The sequence below is a fragment of the uncultured Alteromonas sp. genome, assembly GCF_963976965.1.
Classification (GTDB): Bacteria; Pseudomonadota; Gammaproteobacteria; order Enterobacterales; family Alteromonadaceae; genus Alteromonas; species Alteromonas naphthalenivorans.
In genome coordinates, this window is record NZ_CAXBMP010000020.1 from 26,011 (window position 1) to 46,599 (window position 20,589).

Sequence of the window (20,589 nt, forward strand, 5' to 3'; positions counted from 1 at the left end):
AAATTCACTATAATCGCGGTCTTTAAATTTCGGCCAGTGAGACGTCATGAACAAGAATTTTATCACCTCGCAAGCGTTGCTTCAGGATTCCTTTCGTTTAGCAGCAAAGGTGTATGATGACGGGTTTCGCCCCGATTTCATCATTGGTATTTGGCGCGGTGGTGCACCTATCGGCATAGCGGTACAAGAATTTTTTGAGTTTAAAGACTATTCTACCGACCACATTGCGGTGCGTACTTCTTCTTACTATGGCATTAATAAGCAATCTAAAGAAATTCGTGTTCACGGTTTACACTACTTAGTGGAAAACGCTGACGCTGAACACAAGCTACTTATTGTTGATGATGTTTTCGATTCGGGCCGCAGTGTTGATGCGCTTATTCAGCAAATTCGCAAACTAATGCGTTTGAATATGCCAAAAGATATTCGTATTGCATGCCCTTGGTACAAGCCTCAGAACAACACTACTGACATCGTTCCTGACTATTATGTGAATGAAAGTGACGAGTGGTTAGTGTTCCCACACGAAATCGCTGGGTTAAGCGAAGAAGAAATTCGTGAAGGCAAAGGCGAACTAGCCGACGTTATGGATATCTTATTCGACAAAAAGTAAGCGCAACACGCTAGCTTTTACAAAGACACCCATTCTAAAACCGCCAACCAGGCGGTTTTTTTGTGCCTGTAATTATCAAGTAGATTTATCAAGACACCCACGTTATTTCGGCATTCTCTTATCAAGACACCCACGTTATTTCGATATTCTCTTATCAAGACACCCATGTTATTTCGACATTCTTTTACCAAGACACCCACGTTATTTCGACATTCACTTATCAAGACACCCATGTTATTTCGACATTCTCTTATCGAGACACCCATCTTTATGCTTATCACTATAAGGTGGATGCTCTTGGTTATATTTAAGGTTGCAAACGTGGGTGTCTTCATAAATCTGATTTTGAAAAAACATGGGTGTCTCCGTAAGGAGTTTATGAATTAGGGTGGGTGTCCAGATAATTCATCAAGGTATAAAGGTGGGAGTCCATGTAATTTAGTAGAGTGCAAATGGTGGGTGTCTTGTTTAGTTATCGAAATAAAACTTATCGTGGAAGGTGTAAACCCAAGTGGGTTGATAGATAACAAGTAGGGTGATGGCCATTCCGTTGAGTAAGGCTTCTGGAAAGACCAAAAGTGGAATGAGAAGTACAAAATTATCGTAAATAACATCCCACGTATAAATGCCATCAACAAAATAATAACCCGCAAGTGCGCCGGTTTTAAGAGCAATGCTGAGTGCGCCTGGAAAGAAAGCGCACACAAAAATATAAACGAACAGCTGGCGGGGTAAATGGTGAAAAGACACTAAATATACCAAGTAGGTTACCGCGACAGGCAGCATAACCCCTAATACGCCATTTACACCTAAGGTGTGCCACTGTGCAAAACCAGCGGCGGTAGCACCCAATAACGCGAGGGTGCCTGCCAGAATGGCGTAACGAAAGCCGAGCATAAGTGTGACCACACTCAAACCTACAAAATGTACATCTAGCCCTTCAAAAATTCCCACTTTGAAGATCCAAAAAGCGAACAATGCGGCAGCGCTACCAAACAACAGGTGCTGTTGGTGTTTATCACCCATTAGGCCTACAACAGAAATTTGTTTAATAACGCCAACTAGGGTTAAACAATATAAAGTCAGGCCAAGCCATTGTAGCGTTGTCACGTACTCTCCGTTATTTATCTACTGTCGATTTCTTATTTACTGTAAGTAGCCCAAATAGGCGCATGATCTGACGGCTTTTCAATGCCGCGAAGTTCATAGTCTATTCCGGCATCACTCAATCGTTTATGCATAGAAGGGGTAGCCAGAATAAGATCAATACGAAGACCACGATTATCATTAAAACCTTTTGAACGATAATCGAACCACGAGTACCTGTCGGTAGTGTCTGGGTTCAATGTTCTAAAGCTGTCTTCAAAGCCCCAATCCATCAGTGTGTTCAACCACACTCTTTCTTCGGGTAAAAAGCTACATTTGCCCGTACGCAACCAACGTTTTTTATTCTCTTCGCCAATGCCAATATCTGAATCGGTATGTGAGATGTTCACATCGCCCATCACAATGACATTTTCATCAGGAGTATGGTGGGTGTCTAGATAAGTCATTAGATCTTTATAGAACTTACGTTTTGCTGGGTATTTAGTTTCGTGCTTTTCGTTTTCGCCTTGTGGGAAGTAACCATTTAATACGGTTACTGGCTGGCCGTCGTTGTCAGTGGTTTTCAATATGATCATGCGACGCTGCGCATCTTCTTCATCAGTAGGGAAACCCATAAGCACAGACTCAGGCTCTTTTTTCGCTAAAAAAGCCACACCGTAGTGACTCTTTTGACCATGAAAATAAACGTGATAACCCATCGCTTCAACTGCTTCAACAGGAAACTGTTCGTTATGAACTTTTATTTCCTGTAGGCCAATAATGTCAGGCTGATGTGCATCTATTAATGCTTGAAGTTGGTGAAGGCGGGCACGAATACCATTGATATTAAATGAGATTACTTTCATAAGAACTTCTTAAAAAAACGAATTAATGAATATTAACAGAATGCTGGGTTTAACTTAACGTTTGTGGTGGCAAATTTGTACTTTTTCCTAGCAAAATAAGATGATCAAACCAAAGGTTGGCATCATTAATCATAGCAACGCTTAACGTTTCACTGTTTTGGCTCTCAACCCGACTATCAACCTGTCTATCAACCTGGCTTCCTGCCTGGCTCGCAACATCCGCCCCTTCAATTATTAGGGGTAGTAACCGTACTACTTCTTGCTTAAATTCGGGCCAAGCTTTGGCCTGTTTTGCCATGGATTGATAGTAATGCGTAGGGAAACCGTAGTCTGACTTTTCAAGCCTACGGCTAATAATATTGGCGCCCATCGATGATCCTAGCCACACATACATCGCTGAAATAGTAGCCGAAAGCAGTGTTTGAAAATTAGGTAAGTCAACGCTTTGTAATTCACTAGTACACTGGGCGCTGAATGAATTTAGCTCTGCTAAGTCGTTATCAAGCGCCGTTATCACTGCTTGGGTTTCAAACTGATTTGCTAAAGCCTGAAGGGTAGGGTATTTCTCAGTTGCATCGTTAATGACTAGCTTGCAATGCTGGTGGAATTCTCGCATAACGCAAAGTACGTTAAGGTAATTTCCCCGGTGAGCTTCATGAGCTTCACTGTCGTTACACCCCACCATATTATGAAAAAGCGCAAAAGGCGTGCTTTGTTCTAGCTCGTCATGTTTGTTGTAAGTTTTTGCTTTTAGGTCGCTAAATAAGTTCTGCATGAAGTTTTAAGCTTTGCGTTTTTTGAAAGAAAGGCAGATGTAATGTACTACCATGAAATGCAGATTGCTAACATACAAGAAGCATGTGGAGTGCGTTTTGAACCCTCAGCTTAAGACTTAGGCAACACTACACAAAACTGCTCGTAATAATATTAGCCGTAGGGAATGTTTTCAACTTGAATTTACAAGATTAAAGAGGCTTTGCTATTTGGCGGAGAAGCCTGCAAAGGGTATACTTAGCGCCTCTTATCGGCGCCTCTTAAATATAAGGTAATTTTTGTGTTTCCAGATACTGTAACCGCCACCCTGAACGATACTGTGCTAGCGCAAGCTAAAAGTTTGTCTGCTGAAGACCGACAAATGCTAGTGATCAGCTACGTACCCAAAGCGAAAGAAATTTGGCTAATCCAAGGTACAGAAGGCTTTGTCATGCTGGAAGACAACGACATTACTCGACTACCCGTTTTCCCTCACAATAGCTTAGCGCAGGCGTGGTTGGACGACAACCAAATTACGGGTACGTGCGTGGCAGTACCATTTGATGAGTTTACCGAAACGTGGTTACCTGGTTTAACTAAAAATGGGGTGGAATTGGTTATGTTTCCTACCTCTGCCGATGCTGAAAATTTAGTGATGACGGCAGAAGAGTTAAGCGCAGAATTTAGTGCAGATGCTAGTGCCTAGCTGTTGGGCTCAGTTTTCTGAAAACGTTGATATGAACAACCACGCTGTAACCTCATAACGATGACAGAATCTACCCAATTGTTGCCTTTGGGGCAAACCGTGGCTACGGCAAAAGGCTGGGATGGCGCCACTCGCGCCATAATGCTGGCTGGCAAGCAGTTGTTGACTTTACCTGAGTCGGCACGCACTGAAGACTCATTGGTACCGGGTTGTGAAAGTAAAGTGTGGGTAGCGTGCACACCTTCACAGCCCTCGGGCGACCTTGTTATTGCCGCCTATTCACCCAGTAAGATTATTCGAGGCGTACTGGCGGTACTACTAGAAAAAGCAAATAGCCTTTCAGATGAACAAAGAAAGGCGTACGATTTTGAGCAATACATGAACGCGTGTAATTTGCAGCGCCATTTAAGCCAATCTAGAGGCAATGGTATTTTAAGTGTATTGCGCCGCTTAAATACGCTATAAGTTTTGGTTTTTAGCTTCAATCCACTGCGACATGTATTTACTCGCATTCAAGGTTTGATGCCATAGCAGCCCTTGTAAAAACAAGGTCTTGCGATGGGCATTTACATCTGAAGCTATAATGGCAACTCGTTCTGCCAAGGTTTCACTCTCTTTGTCATTTTCAAAAGCGTGATACAAGGCTAACCCTAACTTACTTGCTGACGACCAACTCTCTTCGCTGTTGTAAAACCTAGCGGCGTGTTTCGCGAAGTCTTCTGGGGTATCGCAAATTGCGCCTCCCCATGCAGGCTGCGTAGCACTATTCTCTGTTGCTTCTGTACTCTTCAACGAAGAACTTGCCGCCAATGGCGTTATGGGGGACATTTCTTCAGCAATACTTTCAGCGCCAACCCAGGTTGTAAGGGTAGGGGTACCACATCGCATGGCTTCTAGTATTTTGCCTTTAATACCTGCACCAAAGCGCAGTGGCGCTATAAGAAGTTTAGCGTTAGCAATCACATCGTGTGCATTTTCAGCCCAGCCATCTACGTAAAATCCAGTTTTGGGGTTATGTAATTGCGTTGCTTTTTTAGGTGGGTAGGCCCCATAAATATGTAAATTTGCTTGGGGGAGCACCTTTTTAATAGCGGGCCAAACGGTTTGCTTTAGCTGCAAGACGGCATCCCAATTTGGCGCATGTCGAAAATTGCCAATAGTGACAATGTCGGTGCGTTTTTGAAAATCTGGTGCCTTGTCAGTTACTGTCGCGAGATTAAGCGGATGGTAATAAAGCTGTTTTGCGGGAACGTGGTAATAATCGGTAAGCAGTGCGTACTCGGTACGAGAAATGACCAACGTAAGGTCGCAGCGTAAAATAGCGGCAATTTCCCGCTGAGCTAAAGGCGTATTGTAGTCAGCTTCTTTCGCGGCGTTGGCAATGTGCGCCACAACAGGAGAGGCTGCAGTTTCTTTGGATGCCCGCAGTGCATTATCGTGTGCTTTAACGGCATCGTGCCTAGCTTGTCGTAAACTGTGCAGGTCTTCGGTGTTTAAAATGCGGATAGCAGAAGGACAGGCGTCTTTTACTCGCCAAGAAAATTGCTCTTCGGTCATATATCTGTCGAAAATAACCACGTTAGGCGACAGTTTCTCAATTCGTTCATTAAAGCTGCTGCAATTAAGTGCAACTGCTTCACTACTTACACCTATATTATCTAGGTCTGTTTTATGAATACTGTCTGTTGCCGCGGTCATAAAAGTAACGTTATGGCCGTAGCTTAGAAACTGATTAATTAAGGCCAGCATATTTTGACCCGCGGCTGAGGAATTGGGTTCAGGCCACACATAGCCAATGACTACAACCTGCATTACGCCTTGTGACATTCCCTCTGACATTCCTTGTGACATGCCTTGTAACATCCCCTCTGACATAGTTACCTGTGCTTAAATGTGTAAAGCGCGAAATAGTAGCACAGCAGGAAATAAAGAAAATGAAACTCTATCGCCGATAAAAGTGCTTAAAATCTCCTGCTTTTAAGGGGGACCCCTATTGGGACTGAAATGAATGTAAGGCAATTTATCGCAAACTATACGAAAGATAATGAATTCTGATTAGCTAGGCTAAATAATCGCGCTATAATGTAGCTAGTAGTGAAAAAGCTAATCATGTTTTATAGTTACAGCTTTATATTAAGACTTGATGGCGAGATACCCTCTTCTAAATAGAGTAGGTTATATCAGGAGCGTACACCTAAATGACCCTACAAGATATTATCAGTAACGCGAGTACGTTGTTTGTGCTGCCCGACTCGGTAACGCGTTTAAAAGCGTGCATGGATGATGGAGCATCTAATATTGACGATATTGCAGACATCATCTCTTTTGACCCTTCGTTAGCAACACAGCTATTAAGAGTGGCGAATTCGGCCTTGTACCGTTTTCCAAATAAAATAGATACTATTACTAAAGCGCTACAAGTAGTGGGTACGCGCTCTACGTACGATCTAGCACTTGCATTTGGTGTTAGCCAAGCGTTCAAAGAAATAGATGGCCAAGTTATCGACTTAGATAAATTTTGGGAGCAAAGTGTCTCTTGCGGTCTGTTAGCAAAGTATTTTGCTGAAATGCGAAATATCAGAGAGCCGGAACGCTTATTTGTTGCGGGCTTACTGCATAATATTGGTGAGTTGGTTGTCGTGGACATGTTGCCAGATAGCGCGAAGCGTTGTCAGGCGTTTAACGCAAGAGTTAGTCCTGCTGAATTACAGGCTGGTGTTTTGGGCTACACATTTACGAATGTGTCTGCGGGGATCATCAAAGAGTGGGGTATCCCTGAAACAATCTATAAGCCTATTGCAAATATACACGGCGAAAAACGCAATCAATCTGATATTGAAGAGCAGATCTTGCAGTTGTCATACGTTTTGGCTTTAGATAACGTGAATTCAGAAATTTATCCTAGCTACAATAACTTAAAACCTGAATTGCACGAGAGCCTATCGCTTAATCGCGACGATTTAGAAGATGCATTGGATATTACCAACTTGCAGTGTATCTCAGTTATTTCCCTATTCAACCCTAACGCGTTTATGCTTTATTAACGAGAAAGGGCGTACTCATTTATGCAGTACGCCCTTTTTAGTATCTAATTTTAGTGCCTTTCTAGCTAAGTCTAAGTCGCTCTTCAAACATCGCGACCTAATACCTAATCAAAAATTGCCACGGTCTGGCGACTTATAGCAACAACTTCGTTGTCTTTATCCCAAATAGTGGCTTCAGTATGCCCATAGCCATCTTCTGCCTGACGGGTATGCGCTTGGTAAGCAAACCAGTCTGTAGGGTCTACCTGCTTATGCGGGTGGATAAATTCTAAATTCCAACTAACAGTACTTGCTGGGGCAGGCAACTTCATCATTTGTAACAGCGTGGGCGGCCAAGCATCAATCATGGTAATGATGTGTGCATCTGTGATCTTCGCGGGTGGCTTTTTAAAACGCATGTGCCCGTGGTAAACGCTGGTCTTTTTGCGGGTGAAGGGAATGCCTCCCTTATCGATGGCTAAATCGAAATGACGCAAAAACTTAGGGGTAACCTTTGGAATTTGCGGGATGAATTTGCCTTTGGTGGGCACCGGCATGTCATGGGTGTCTTGGTTTTCTACTTTAATGCCCGATTTTCTGCCAATACCAAAGCAGGCTTGCACGAACACGCAGCTTTTACCATTTTGCTTTGCATGAGCGGTATATTGAGATACGTTTTTGCCCTCACGCAATAAAGTTACTTCAATTGAAAATGGCGTATCTGGCGAAAGTGGACCTACAAAGTTAGTGGTAAATGAACGCAGCACGCGTTCTTCACTGACTTTTTGACGAATAGCGCTGTACGCCATGCCTGCTGAAATACCGCCGAATGCTGTACGCCCTTGCGCCCAATTACTGGGAATAATGAGGTTATCTACTTTCCACTGATTTTCAGAAAGTGCCTCTAATGAAGAAAGAGTTAAAAGCTCGTCTACCGTCATGGTGTTTGTCTGGTCTGATGAGTAAGGGTGCCGATATCCTACCTTATGCTCAAGCTAACAGAAAGCCTAGGCTAACATTCCTTTTTATATTTACAAATAAGTAACAATAAGTTGTCAATCTTTTAACCTGCCGCGTAGACTGAGTTTTCATTGAATTTAAAGGGAATGATATGGCCCATAGTCAGGTTCAAACGGCACCAGTAGAGAAAGCGGATACGTCCCGCGCCTACAGAAATTATGTGTTAGTGATACTAACGCTGGTTTACGCATTTAATTTTATTGATAGACAGATCATAGGCATCCTTTCTCCATTCATTAAAGCTGATTTGGGTTTAGATGACGCGCAGTTAGGCTTATTAAAGGGTGTTTATTTTGCCATTCTTTATACCGTGGTGGGCATTCCTATTGCGTGGCTTGCCGATCGCTATAGTCGCGTGAATATCATTGCTATCTCGCTCACCCTATGGAGTGGGTTTACCGCTGCTTCGGGGCTTGCCATGAACTACACCCAACTGGCGCTGGCTAGAATTGGTGTGGGCATTGGTGAAGCAGGTGGCAGCCCACCTTCACACAGTATTATTTCCGACCTATTTCCTAAAGAAAAACGTGCTGGCGCATTGGCGGTGTACTCATTGGGTATTCCGTTTGGCGTGATGTTGGCATTCTTTGCTTCTGCATTCTTCTTACAAGGCGGTTCCGCTGATTGGCGTACCGTAATGATTAGTGTGGGGTTACCAGGCGTAATACTAGCGCTACTACTCAAGTTTACGGTAAAAGAGCCAAAACGCACCGAGTCAGTACAAACTGATGACGCTGAAAAGCCCAGTGTTTCAGCTTCACTCAAAACTTTATTGAAGATTCCAACGTGGTGGGGAATGGCGTTAGGCATTTCTTTTGGTTCGTTCGGTAACTACGCCATTTCAACATGGATCATCGATTATTATGTACGTGCCTTTGCAGGGCTAGATATAACGCAGTTGCTTATTGCGTTCGGTATTATCAATGGCTCTGCTTATGCGTTAGGCGTATGGCTGGGTGGTTATATTGCCGATAGATGGGGTAAGCAAAATAAGAAAGCGTATGCGTTGCTACCTGCTATTGCGCTAATCATTGGCGTACCAGCGTTGTATTTTTCGCTTCAAGTTAACGACTTATGGTTGTCAGTAGGCTTAATGACGTTCTTACTCTTCACCAGTGGTTCCTATTTAGGCCCAAGCTTTGCCATGGCGCAAACCCTTGCACCTATCAATGTTCGCGCTATGTCTACTGCATTGTTTTTCTTTGTGCTGAATATAATTGCATTGGGCGGGGGGCCAACGATTACCGGTATTGTAAGCCAAGCGTTAGTGCCGTCGTTGGGTGAAGTTGAAGCGCTTCGTCAATCTTTACTGTATTTGATTGTGCCTTATGCGCTTTCTATTATCGTGTTCTTATGGACCAGTACTAAAATTGTTAAAGATTGGGAGATGGCAGAGTCGAGAGGGCTGTAGTACTATCTTCTTCATAAATAACATGTTGTTTTAATTAAGGGCTGGTTTACCAGCCCTTACTTTTCCCGCTTTGCTATTGGTACTTATAGCTTTGGTACCGCTTTTCGTGAAGGAGTATTTCATTGTCGAAAACCGATATAAGTTTTCACTTTGCCCATGCAAATGGATTTCCTGCAGGTAGTTATAACGCGCTTTTTTCTTCATTACCTGAGCACTTTCATCGTCTTCATGTCGACCGGTTTGGTCACGACCCTCAATTGCCAGTAAATGCGAATTGGCGCAATCAAGTTAATGAGCTTATTAAACACATAAAAGCCGAAAACACCGACAGTAGAGGTGTTTATGCGGTAGGGCATTCTTTTGGTGCGGTGATTTCATACATGGCAGCCTGCGAAGAGCCCAGCTTATTTCGTGGGCTTATCATGCTTGATCCTCCATTAGTGATGGGGCCCATGAGTTACTTTTTTCGCTTTGCAAAGAAGACACCGTTAATTAATAAATTAACCCCAGCAAAGCTAGCTGAAACGCGAAATACGCAATGGCCATCTCATACTGATATGGAAGCGTATTTTCAAGGAAAAGCGTTGTTTCGTAATATGGATAAGCGGTGTATTCGTGATTATGTAAAGCATGTAACCCACACTAAAGGTGAGCTGACATCGCTAACATTTAAAGCCGAGGTAGAAGCGTCGCTGTTTCGCAATGTACCGCACAATTTAGGTAAGTATAAAGGTAAATTGAAGTGTCCGGCATTGCTGGTAACGGCTAAAGATGGTGCCGTGTGCAGACCGGCTATGTACGAAAGGTTAATTCAGCATAACAACATTGACCATACTGAATTTAAAGGTGGGCATATGTTTCCGCTAGAACATCCTGAAGCAGTGGCTGAACTCATATCAACCACTATTTCAAAATGGAATAACTAGCTATTAGTTAGGAGATAGGCCGCCAACAGGTTGGCCTAGCATTTCTCTTGTAACTAACACCACGCCTTTTTCTGAAACACGGAATCCTCGTGCTCTATCGTCATCGTGGTTGTAGCCGATAACGGTGCCTTCTGGAATAACGCAGCCTCTATCTAGCAGTACTTTTCTTAGTTTACAATGACGCATAATTTCTACATCAGGCAAAATTACCGCATCTTCTATAAGCCCGTACGAGTGAACTCTTACGTTAGAGAAGCAAATGGTACCGCGAAGGGTTGAACCAGAAATGATACAACCGCCAGACACAACCGAATTAATCGCTTCACCGCGTCTGTCGTGATCTTCCCACACAAATTTTGCAGGCGGTAATTGTTCTTGGTAGGTCCAGATAGGCCACTTCTGATCGTACAAATTAAGCTGTGGAACCGGCGCAACCATCTCCATATTGGCTTCCCAAAATGAATCAATGGTACCTACATCTCGCCAATAGGCATCGCCACCGCCGGTGCTTTCAAATTCAAACGCATACACGGGATGATCTTTGATAATCGACGGAATAATATCTTTACCAAAATCACGCTGTGAGCCAGAGGTTTCAGCGTCTCTTCGTAATTGTTCGAAAAGAAATTCAGTATCGAAAACATAGTTGCCCATTGATGCTAGGCAGCGGGTATCATCGCCAGGTAGGGGAGCCGGATGCTCAGGTTTTTCTGCAAAACCGTTAATACGGAAGTTTTCGTCAACCGACATCACGCCAAATGAACCGGCAGCTTCTTCGATAGGCACCGACATACATGACACGGTCATTTTTGCGCCACTTTCAACATGACGAGCTAGCATAGTACCGTAATCCATACGATAGATATGGTCGCCAGATAAAATCATTACGTACTTGGGAAGTTCGTCTCGAATAATGTCGATATTTTGGAATACTGCATCGGCGGTACCTTCGTACCAGCTATCCGAAAATCGCTGAGAAGCAGGTAGTATTTCTACTGACTCGCCAAGTTCCTTCTTGAAGTGACCCCAGCCGCGTACTAAATGTCTTATTAATGAATGAGACTTGTACTGGGTTACTACGCCAACACGCCTAATGCCTGAATTAATACAATTGGATAGCGGAAAATCGATAATTCTAAACTTACCGCCAAAATAGAGTGCAGGTTTTGCGCGCCACGTTGTTAGTTCGTGTAAACGTGACCCCCTTCCTCCAGCTAATATAAGTGCGTAGGTATCGCGAGTCAGATTACTAATATAGCGTGAACTCTGATCTGCCATGTCCTCGTTCTCCATTTTTTGAGACACAATTTTGCGGTGTCGATGAATGTGTAAAAACCGTAATTCATACCGATAGCACTAGGGCGTAGTAAGTAGAATATTGCCCTTAAAAATTAGGTTTTATGATAACCTAACTTCATATTACACAAGAATAAATATAAAGCCACGGCGTTTTACTGAACTATGTAAAAAAAACGTTATTTTTTTCTTAAGGGATTTTTTATGTCTTCTACTACCCCAGTTATCTTTGACCACGATGGTGGTATTGACGATTTATTATCGTTAATACTTTTACTGCGTTTGCCTAATATTGATGTGGTGGGTGTCACTATTACGCCAGCCGATTGTTATCCTGATGATGCTTTGCTTAGCACTCGTAAAATTCTAACATTGACAGGGAACACTCATATTCCCGTGAGTGTAGGGCAGTTAACCGGCCCAAATCCGTTTCCGCCTGAATGGCGGGCTCAGCCTAAAATGTGCCATGCTACACCTTTGATGTTGCGTACGTCTCATGATGAAGTGAAAGTAGAAACCAAGGCCGCTCATGAATGGATGCAAAGTGCATTAGCTGATGCTGCTGAGCCTGTCACCGTGTTAATGACTGGCCCTGCAACTAACTTAGCCGCCGCGTTAACCCAAAATCCAGACCTGGTAGATAACGTACAAAAGGTAGTGTGGATGGGTGGTGCGGTGAAGGTTAAAGGCAATGTGGCTATGCATGATCATGACGGTTCAGCAGAGTGGAATGCATATTGGGATCCTAAGGCGACCAAAGCATTGGTAGATAGTGGCGTAGACCTGCTATTGGTGCCTTTAGATGCCACCAACGATTTGCCAGTTAGTTGGGATTTCTTGCGGCAGCTTGCTGTAAACAATACGCCAGTATCAGACCTATCTGGTCAATTCTGGGCGTCTACGGTAACGTCTATTCCATCTTATGAATTTACGTATTTTTTATGGGATATTCTTTCTACTTGTATTTTAGCGTTGCCAGAAGACAAGTTACGTATTGAAACCGGTCAGGTTGCAGTAAGCACAACCACGCCGAATGCGGGACATACATACCTCTGCGGCAAATCGGGGAGCTCAATCTCTTGGGTGGCAAGTGTTGATGCCGATTATGTTCGCGAAATGGTAATTCATTATTTAAGTGGAGACTTTTGTCAATCACCAGTGCCATTTGTTAAATAATTGTTATATATTTCTAATCCTATGTGATTATCATGGAGTTTTAGATGGCAGTTTTAAAGAAGATAGTTTTAGGTGTGGGCTTACTGATTGCTTTGGTGGTTGTGGTTGGGCTGTTCCTGCCAAAGCAATATAAAGTTGAAAGAAGTATTTTGATTAATGCGCAACCTGAAGAAATTTATCCCGATGTCGTCGATTTACGGGCATGGCAAAACTGGGGCGTTTGGTTTCAACGGGACCCTAGTATGGAAATCGATTACTCCGGACCAGATAGAGCTATTGGAATGATGTCATCTTGGAAAAGCGTGACGGAAGGCAATGGGGAGATGAAAATTACCGATTTAGAACATAATAAAAAGGTAGTTTACTCATTGGCTTTTCCTGAATGGGAAATGGGTTCGACAGGTTCATTGGTAATATCGCCCGCAGGTGAGGCTACCAAAGTGACGTGGGTTGACTCCGGCGACGTAGGCAACAATATTATCAGCCGCTACTTCGTATTTATGATGGATGGCATGATTGGCCCAGATTTCGAAATGGGATTAGAAAATTTGAAAACGGTTGTAGAAAATAAAGGGTAGTAATTTAGTCTAGCTTTTACCTTAGCGCAAAAGCGCCAAATGGTTTTCACTACAGACTAAGCCGAGTTCGCTTATATGGATATTTTCCAAAGCGAACTCGGCTTTTTTCATTTTTGGCGGTAGAAATTCAAATGGATTTTCTCGTGCTGCTAGCTGGTGTTATTGGCGTTATCGACGTTATCGAGACACCCACGTTTAGAAACAATACATCATTATGAAGACACCCATGCTTTGGTCGTCTTAAAAGCGTTAACGAGACACCCATGCTTTGGTCGTCTTAAAAGCGTTAATGAGACACCCATGATAGTGTTTAAAATATGATATAAAACTCTGATGGAACCCGCGCGATCGTACTTGAAAAAATTAGTGGGTCAGTCAGTTTATGATGGGTGTCTCGATAAGCTTATATTTCTAAATTGGCCTAATTGTTAAGATTGTTCAGTGTGTTAGTACGATATAGTGCCCATAAACGCAGCATGATCAAGTATCAAGGGTTTTTAGTATAAAGTTCTTTAAGTAATGCTAAAATTGATTTTGGTACGCTTGCTGAGTAGTCGCATTTGTGATTTCGTGAAATTACCTTAGGAAAGGACATGCTGGGAAATAAACGTCGTCTAATTGTAGGCCTAGCTTTTAATAAATTGGCCGATTTACTGGCGTCTGCAAAAACTACATTACCCGCACTATTAATCTCTTTAGGGGCTCCTGGCTGGATGGTGATGTGGTTGGTGCCAATTCGCGAATCTGGCGCACTATTACCCCAAGCCCTAATTGGTATGTATTTACGCAGGAAAAGCGCTAGACACCACGTTTGGCGATTGGGTATGGTTGTACAGGTATCGGCCATATGTACCATGTTAGCTGCCGCGCTTGTCACCGAAGGTTTTGTGGCTGGGCTAATTATACTCGCTTCGCTTGTATTTCTTAGTTTAGGCCGCTCTGCAAGCTCACTTACCGTAAAAGACATGGAAGCCGATGTCAGTCAAAAAGGGGAACGGGGGAAGTTAGTAGGGTTAGCTTCCACGGCGTCTGGTGTGATGACGTTGTGCGCCGCAGTACCTTTGGTGTATTTTGAAAAAGAGCTTGAAGGCTATTCACTTTATATTTTGCTAGGGTCATCAGCGCTTGCATTTTGTGTCACGCTATTTTTAATGTTTTCAATAAAAACCCATGTTGAAATAGAAGAATCTAAAAATAAGTCTTTGTTTAATTGGCGTTTTGACAACACGGTATATCGGTTCGTTTTTGTGAGGGGGTTGTTCGTCCACTCTGCGCTAGTGGCGCCATACTTTATGCTGGAAAGTTCACAAAGCGCTAAATCTTTGCTCCCGTTTTATCTTGCTGCACAAGCCTTAGCTTCTATGCTTTCTTCTTTTCTTTGGGGAAAAATTGCAGATAAAAGCGCTCGATTCACCCTTCAATTGTCAGGTGCCTTGGCAATAATTGCCTGTGTTGGCTTACTTGCTATGGAGCCTGAAAATTTGTGGATGTCTGCAGGGTTGTTTTTTATTCTTTCTATTGCTCATGCGGGTGTGCGAACAGGGCGCAAAACTTACAGTTTAGATATTAAAGATGGACAAGACAGGACTGAATTAGTCGGTTTTTCAAATACAGCTATAGGCCTTATTTTACTTGGCTTTGGTGGATTGTACGCGATTTTATCGTCTTTTATCGACTTTTCAGTGGTGTACATTATGGTAGCAATGCTCACTATGGCGATTTGTACTACGCTTATGTTACCAAGGGAAAAATAAGGGAATAGGAGGTCGAACGCCGTGCAAATTACCGTGATTGCATTTCTGAAACCCAATTTATATATCAGTCGATATTGGGCGAACGTGGCTTTAGTAATCAAGTTTGGTTTCACATATGTCTTATAAACAGCAAGAAAACAATGGTCCGGCAGCATTGCCAGTAAAAGATCCCGAGGAATTAGAGGGTTATCTTAATGCGTTTTTGGATATATCAGCTGACCCTGTATTTATAAAAGACGGGGAGGGTAAACTTTTAGTTGCTAACAACGCCTTTTGTGAGCTTGTAAACGTTTCTCGAAAAAAACTCATTGGAAAAACCTTCTCAAATAAAATTTACCCACAAGAATGGGTGAAGTTAGCGCACAGCGATCAGTATGTTTTAGATACCGGAGAAGATAAAGTCATAGAGCAAGCCCTGCAAGGTAAGGGCAACCAGGCACGGGTAGTACTTGCTAAACTGAGCCGATTTATCGACCGCAATAATAGACGATTTATTGTTGGTGTTATCCGAGACGTTACTAAACGCAGGCAGAACGAGTTAAGAGAAACAACGCGTAGCGAGGTATTAGAACTCATTACCAGCGGAGAACCTCTAAAAAAGGTGCTAGACGCCATTGTCAGCGTGGTCGAGCTTAATAACCCAGAAATGATGTGCAGCATCTTGATCCTTGAGGATTCAGGGGGGCATCTGCGCAACGGAACTGGAACTAGTCTTCCTAAATTTTATACCGATGCTATTGATGGTGTAGAGATAGGTATGGGCGTGGGTTCTTGTGGTACAGCGGCGTTTACTAACGAACGTGTCATCGTGGCAGATATTCAAACACACCCTTACTGGGAAAATTTCAAAGCGTTAGCTGAACGCGCTAATTTAGGGGCTTGTTGGTCTGAACCAATTCGTTCTACGCAAGGCGCTGTGCTCGGTACTTTTGCTATTTATCACTCTAGTATTAATAATCCCTCGGATACTGATCTTGCGCTAATTGAGCAAACTGCAAGTTTAGCGAGTATCGCTATCGAAAAGAATCGGTCTGAAGAGACACTAAAGCGTGCTGCCAGCGTTTTCACTCATGCGAACGAAGGCATTATTATAACCGACGCCTCGGCGACTATTATTGAAGTGAACGATACGTTGTGCCGAATCACCGGTTACAGCAAATCGGAAGTGCTAGGGAAGAACCCTAGAATTCTTCAGTCTGGACGACACAGCGCGCAGTTTTATAAAAACATGTGGAATACGCTGAACACCGATGGGCACTGGAGAGGTGAGATTTGGAACTGTCGTAAGGATGGTGAAGTTTATCCTGAGATGGTTACAATAAGTGCGGTCAAAGACGCGGAAGGGCAGGTGCAACATTATGTATCACTCTCAACCGACATATCCGAAATTAAGTTCAATGAAGGTAAGTTAGAACGAATAGCGCATTATGATCTGCTGACCAACTTACCTAACAGAGTCTTGCTTGCCAAGCGACTTAATCAAGCCATTAAGCACAGTCAGCTACAACAAAATTCACTGGCCGTCGCATTTATGGATTTAGATGGTTTTAAAGCGATTAATGATAATTACGGACACGACATTGGTGATCAGTTTTTGGTTGAAGTCTCCAATGGCTTAAAAGCTAGCTTAAGAGCAGGAGATACCATTGCACGTATTGGCGGTGACGAATTCATTATTATTATGGCTAATTTGGATGAGTTTAGTGACTGTGAGCATGTTCTAAATCGACTTCTTAAATCTGCCTCGGCCCCCGTCAATATTGCTGAGGCGGTTATGCAAGTGTCGGCCAGTATTGGCGTGACTGTTTTCCCTCAAGATAACGTAGATGCGGATCAGTTGATACGCCACGCAGACCAAGCCATGTATGTTGCAAAGCAGGGGGGGAAAAACCGATATCATCAGTTCGATTTAGAGCAAGATAACGCGATTAATTCCTATAACAAGAGCATTGATAATGTTCGGGTTGCGTTGGATCGCAAAGAGTTTGTCTTACACTACCAACCTAAGGTGAATATGCGCTCTGGTGAAGTGATTGGTGTAGAAGCTTTGCTCCGCTGGGAGCACCCTGAAAGCGGCTTGATTCCACCGCTCGAATTTTTGCCAGTTATTGAAGGACATGGTATCAGCTTGAAAGTAGGAGAGTGGGTTATTGATGCGGCTTTAACACAAATTTCGCATTGGCAGAGACGCGGTATTTCATTGCCCGTAAGTGTGAATATTAGTGCACATCAACTGCAGCAAGACAACTTTACTTCTCGGTTACAAACACTTTTAGCGGCGCACCCCGACGTAGACCCAGGCTATTTAGAGCTGGAAATTTTGGAAACCAGCGCGCTTCAAGATACCTTTCAAGTATCATCAACAATGAATGCGTGTCACGATTTAGGGGTTAGCTTTGCTTTAGATGACTTTGGTACTGGTTACTCATCACTTACTTACCTTAAACGTTTGCCAGCTTACTTAATCAAAATTGACCAAAGCTTTGTACGAGACATGTTAGATGACACCGATGACTTAGCGATTGTTGAAGGTGTTGTGGGATTAGCAAAAGCATTTAAACGAGAAGTGATTGCGGAAGGCGTAGAGTCAGTTGAACACGGCGTTGCGCTGATCCGCTTGGGATGTGTGTTAGCGCAAGGTTATGGCATTGCTAAGCCTATGCCAGCTAATCAAGTTTCACAATGGCTAACGACCTGGAAAGCTAATGAGTCTTGGTTGGCATTAAGTGGTAATCGAGAACCTGCTTAGATTAAGAATTCTCAGACGTTATAAGAGTTATCAAGAGAGTTATCAAGACACCCAACTTAATAACGCTATCAGAGAGCTAACAGGACACCCATCTTAAGAAGGTTATCAGGGAAACCTTAGCTTATAAGACTACTTAATTTTACGAAGACACCCAAGTTTACATTTAACTAGGATTTGTGGTGAAAATATAAAAGATATGAGGACATCCACCCTAATGAAGGTTTTTAATCTCATTCCTGCTCAAGGAAATACAGTGGGTGTCTCGTTAGTTTTATTAGCCGAGCAGAAGTTTAAAAAGGCCCAAGTATTTGACTCGGCGATTATTTATGGATGTGATGTGCTTATTTAGACAGTTTAAAAAAGGTTAGTAAGGACGTAGTGTTACCACTAAGGTAGGGCTACAAATTAACCTTTAACGTTAATGGGTTGGAGAGTCAAAAAGGGAGACTTTTATCAATTTAGCTCATATTTACGAACAGAAGACAGTAACTAACTTGCGTGGGAAAGCAATTTTGCGTTCTTTATTCCCCTTACTCGCTGCCTATTGGTATTTTGCTTAAACTTTCTCATTGTAACTTCACACCCAGCCGCATAACTAAATAACTTTTCGAAGCTAGTGGTAAGCGTCTGCCAATGCATCTGTTTTATCCCTAATCTAGACAATATCGGGGCGTAATTGCTATTTATGTAACCTGGTTTGTCGTCACGAATGATTCTTCCCATTGTATCGACGAGTTCAAGGTAGTCGGGTAGGCCAACGGATAATAGTTTGGAGTCGTGTTGTTCACACTCTCCTGTGAACGGTAGTAATTCAGAAGTATTCGAATTGCACTTCATTGCCTGTATTCGTGAGTGAATACTGGTGTACCTAGAATTTTCAGGCGTTGTCGCTATATTAGCTCTAACCGGATTTAAGTCCACGTAAGCCATACAGGAAAGTAGGGCGCTTTCATTTAATAAAGCTTGGGATTTAAACCTTCCTTCCCAAAATCGTCCTGTACACTCATCCTCTTTATTAGCTGCCCTAGCGATGAACTCATTAAGGTTTCGCATAAACCAACTAATGTCGTACAGGCGCTGGCGGTAAACTTCAGCAGTATCGGTTACTGTTTGTAATTCGGCTTCCGAGAGGCGCTCACCCTTAAGATACCTTTGGGTAAGTAGAGTGCCTTTATGGATACGGTGCCATTGGGTTAGAACTTGCTCTAGATTCCATGAATTGGCACCTTGTTTATCAACATGCAGGACTACATGAACGTGATTGCTCATCACCGCATAAGCACAAATATTAATGGAGTACACCGAAGCTAACTCTAATAAGCGGCGCTCGACCCAGCCTCTTCGATGTTCGAAGCTTTTTCCCGAATTCTGATCAACACCGCATAGGTAGCATTGCCTAACGCAGCGTGAAACGCAGTGATAATAAGGAGTATCAGCAAGGCTGATTTGGCTGCGTCTTGATTGCGGCACGGCTAACATCCAGTAAATTCATATACGTCCATGCTAGCAATCAATTGCAATTGATGAACCTGTATCTTAGGTGTGAATTAATCGAATTGATTCTTTGTATTATCGTGGGTGTCCGGTTAGCTGACCTTTACTAAGGGTGTCTTGATAGTACTATTGAATTGACCCTTTATTTTACAATGGATGTCTTGGTTGCGCTAAATGCCGAAGGAAGTGAATCTAATTTACCTTGGCAAGCAATGCATTAGCTACCTTAGACACTGGTTTTCTGTTTAATACAGAAGAGATAAATTCAGTGGCAACAAGCAACTTATCCATACTTACGCCACTTTCAATTCCAAGTCCATTTAGCATATACAGAACGTCTTCTGTCGCCACGTTTCCGCTGGCGCCTTTAGCATATGGGCAGCCCCCAAGGCCTGCGACAGCGCTATCTATGCTCGATATACCAAATTGTAGCGCGGTGTAGATATTGACTAATGCTTGGCCATAGGTGTCATGAAAGTGGACAGCTAAGTCGGCAACTGGTACGTGGTGGCAAACGTTTTCGAGCAAACGAGCAGTAGATGCTGGAGTGCCGGTTCCAATGGTGTCGCCAAGTGAAATTTCATAGCAGCCCATATCATGTAGACCCTTGGAAACCTGCGCTACCGAGTCGCTAGATATTTCTCCTTCATAAGGGCAGCCCATCACACAAGATACGTAGCCCCTAACTGGGATATTATGCGTGTTTGCGGCCGCAATAACGGGCTCGAATCTTTTTAGGCTTTCACTGATTGAGCAGTTAATATTTTTTTGAGAAAAAGATTCAGAAGCCGCGCCAAATATAGCAACTTCATCAACGCCAACAGACAGCGCAGCTTCAAACCCTTTTAGGTTAGGGGTCAGGGCTGAATAGATAACATCATTGGAACGGCTAATTCCATTGAAAACTGCGTCAGAATCTGCCATCTGAGGAACCCACTTGGGAGAAACAAAGCTGCCAGCTTCAATACGCTTTAAACCACTTGCGCTAAGCAAATTGATGAGATGTATTTTGTCTTTAGCGCTAAGAATCGCCTTTTCATTTTGCAACCCGTCACGAGCACCAACTTCCACGATCCTCACTTTAGAGGGAAAGTGAGTCGCAGGGTTAGAGGGTGAATTTACGATGGGTGTCTTCATA

General features: G+C 43.1%; 19 protein-coding genes. 11 read left to right on the forward strand and 8 right to left on the reverse strand.

From position 1 onward, the window contains the following. The first annotated feature begins 46 nt into the window (after positions 1 to 46). Positions 47 to 613, forward strand: coding sequence for a phosphoribosyltransferase family protein (locus AAC006_RS14760; RefSeq protein ID WP_013784537.1), 567 nt, complete (start codon positions 47 to 49; stop codon positions 611 to 613). A 468-nt stretch (positions 614 to 1,081) separates the two neighbouring features. On the opposite strand, the gene AAC006_RS14765 is transcribed toward AAC006_RS14760, so the two are convergent. Genes AAC006_RS14765 through AAC006_RS14775 form a run of 3 tightly spaced genes read right to left on the reverse strand, consistent with a single transcriptional unit; the run spans position 1,082 to position 3,340 of the window. Further along, positions 1,082 to 1,723 (reverse strand): energy-coupling factor ABC transporter permease, encoded by a 642-nt coding sequence (locus tag AAC006_RS14765; protein ID WP_339891786.1) that lies wholly within the window; start codon positions 1,721 to 1,723, stop codon positions 1,082 to 1,084. A gap of 32 nt (positions 1,724 to 1,755) precedes the next feature. Then, on the reverse strand, positions 1,756 to 2,565 hold the full coding sequence (gene xthA / locus AAC006_RS14770; protein WP_126873703.1) for an exodeoxyribonuclease III: 810 nt from the start codon (positions 2,563 to 2,565) through the stop codon (positions 1,756 to 1,758). A gap of 49 nt (positions 2,566 to 2,614) precedes the next feature. Further along, positions 2,615 to 3,340, reverse strand: coding sequence for a hypothetical protein (locus AAC006_RS14775; RefSeq protein ID WP_339891788.1), 726 nt, complete (start codon positions 3,338 to 3,340; stop codon positions 2,615 to 2,617). Between the two features lie 279 nt (positions 3,341 to 3,619). On the opposite strand from AAC006_RS14775, the gene AAC006_RS14780 reads away from it, so the two are divergent. Continuing rightward, on the forward strand, positions 3,620 to 4,024 hold the full coding sequence (locus AAC006_RS14780) for a DUF2750 domain-containing protein (protein ID WP_339891790.1): 405 nt from the start codon (positions 3,620 to 3,622) through the stop codon (positions 4,022 to 4,024). 60 nt (positions 4,025 to 4,084) lie between these two features. Further along, positions 4,085 to 4,489 (forward strand): SufE family protein, encoded by a 405-nt coding sequence (locus AAC006_RS14785; protein ID WP_126873700.1) that lies wholly within the window; start codon positions 4,085 to 4,087, stop codon positions 4,487 to 4,489. Here AAC006_RS14785 and AAC006_RS14790 read toward each other — a convergent pair. Then, positions 4,484 to 5,899, reverse strand: a complete 1,416-nt coding sequence (locus AAC006_RS14790; protein ID WP_339891791.1) for a glycosyltransferase — start codon at positions 5,897 to 5,899, stop codon at positions 4,484 to 4,486. The two genes, AAC006_RS14785 and AAC006_RS14790, sit on opposite strands and share 6 nt — an antisense overlap. A 323-nt stretch (positions 5,900 to 6,222) precedes the next feature. On the opposite strand from AAC006_RS14790, the gene AAC006_RS14795 reads away from it, so the two are divergent. Then, positions 6,223 to 7,068 carry an HDOD domain-containing protein gene (locus AAC006_RS14795; RefSeq protein ID WP_339891792.1) on the forward strand — a complete coding sequence of 282 codons (846 nt, stop codon included), beginning with the start codon at positions 6,223 to 6,225 and terminating at the stop codon, positions 7,066 to 7,068. Between the two features lie 104 nt (positions 7,069 to 7,172). On the opposite strand, the gene AAC006_RS14800 is transcribed toward AAC006_RS14795, so the two are convergent. Then, positions 7,173 to 7,988 (reverse strand): thioesterase family protein, encoded by an 816-nt coding sequence (locus AAC006_RS14800; protein ID WP_013784529.1) that lies wholly within the window; start codon positions 7,986 to 7,988, stop codon positions 7,173 to 7,175. Positions 7,989 to 8,158: 170 nt separating this feature from the next. Here AAC006_RS14800 and AAC006_RS14805 point away from each other — a divergent pair, with 170 nt between their 5' ends. Beyond that, positions 8,159 to 9,478 (forward strand): MFS transporter, encoded by a 1,320-nt coding sequence (locus AAC006_RS14805; protein WP_339891794.1) that lies wholly within the window; start codon positions 8,159 to 8,161, stop codon positions 9,476 to 9,478. 122 nt (positions 9,479 to 9,600) lie between these two features. After that, positions 9,601 to 10,404 (forward strand): alpha/beta hydrolase, encoded by an 804-nt coding sequence (locus AAC006_RS14810; RefSeq protein WP_129737764.1) that lies wholly within the window; start codon positions 9,601 to 9,603, stop codon positions 10,402 to 10,404. A 3-nt stretch (positions 10,405 to 10,407) separates the two neighbouring features. On the opposite strand, the gene glgC is transcribed toward AAC006_RS14810, so the two are convergent. Continuing rightward, a complete protein-coding gene (glgC, locus tag AAC006_RS14815) occupies positions 10,408 to 11,682 on the reverse strand; it encodes a glucose-1-phosphate adenylyltransferase (protein ID WP_129737766.1) in 1,275 nt (424 codons plus the stop codon). Positions 11,683 to 11,904: 222 nt separating this feature from the next. Here glgC and AAC006_RS14820 point away from each other — a divergent pair, with 222 nt between their 5' ends. The 5 genes from AAC006_RS14820 to AAC006_RS14840 all read left to right on the forward strand — a co-directional run bounded on the left by AAC006_RS14820 (position 11,905) and on the right by AAC006_RS14840 (position 18,306). Beyond that, positions 11,905 to 12,876: a nucleoside hydrolase gene (locus AAC006_RS14820; protein WP_339891797.1), complete on the forward strand. Its 972-nt coding sequence runs from the start codon at positions 11,905 to 11,907 to the stop codon at positions 12,874 to 12,876. A gap of 44 nt (positions 12,877 to 12,920) precedes the next feature. Then, positions 12,921 to 13,454, forward strand: coding sequence for an SRPBCC family protein (locus AAC006_RS14825; protein WP_339891799.1), 534 nt, complete (start codon positions 12,921 to 12,923; stop codon positions 13,452 to 13,454). Between the two features lie 593 nt (positions 13,455 to 14,047). Beyond that, positions 14,048 to 15,208, forward strand: a complete 1,161-nt coding sequence (locus AAC006_RS14830) for an MFS transporter (protein ID WP_013784523.1) — start codon at positions 14,048 to 14,050, stop codon at positions 15,206 to 15,208. A 115-nt stretch (positions 15,209 to 15,323) separates the two neighbouring features. Then, on the forward strand, positions 15,324 to 17,957 hold the full coding sequence (locus AAC006_RS14835; protein WP_126873693.1) for an EAL domain-containing protein: 2,634 nt from the start codon (positions 15,324 to 15,326) through the stop codon (positions 17,955 to 17,957). A 214-nt stretch (positions 17,958 to 18,171) separates the two neighbouring features. Next, complete coding sequence (locus AAC006_RS14840; protein ID WP_013784521.1) at positions 18,172 to 18,306, forward strand: hypothetical protein; 135 nt, start codon at positions 18,172 to 18,174, stop codon at positions 18,304 to 18,306. A gap of 140 nt (positions 18,307 to 18,446) precedes the next feature. Here AAC006_RS14840 and AAC006_RS14845 read toward each other — a convergent pair whose 3' ends face one another. Together AAC006_RS14845 and AAC006_RS14850 are read right to left on the reverse strand one after the other, a co-directional pair. Then, positions 18,447 to 19,427, reverse strand: coding sequence for a transposase (locus AAC006_RS14845; RefSeq protein WP_041452917.1), 981 nt, complete (start codon positions 19,425 to 19,427; stop codon positions 18,447 to 18,449). A 216-nt stretch (positions 19,428 to 19,643) separates the two neighbouring features. Then, positions 19,644 to 20,588 carry a hydroxymethylglutaryl-CoA lyase gene (locus AAC006_RS14850; RefSeq protein WP_049791817.1) on the reverse strand — a complete coding sequence of 315 codons (945 nt, stop codon included), beginning with the start codon at positions 20,586 to 20,588 and terminating at the stop codon, positions 19,644 to 19,646. Position 20,589 lies beyond the last annotated feature (1 nt).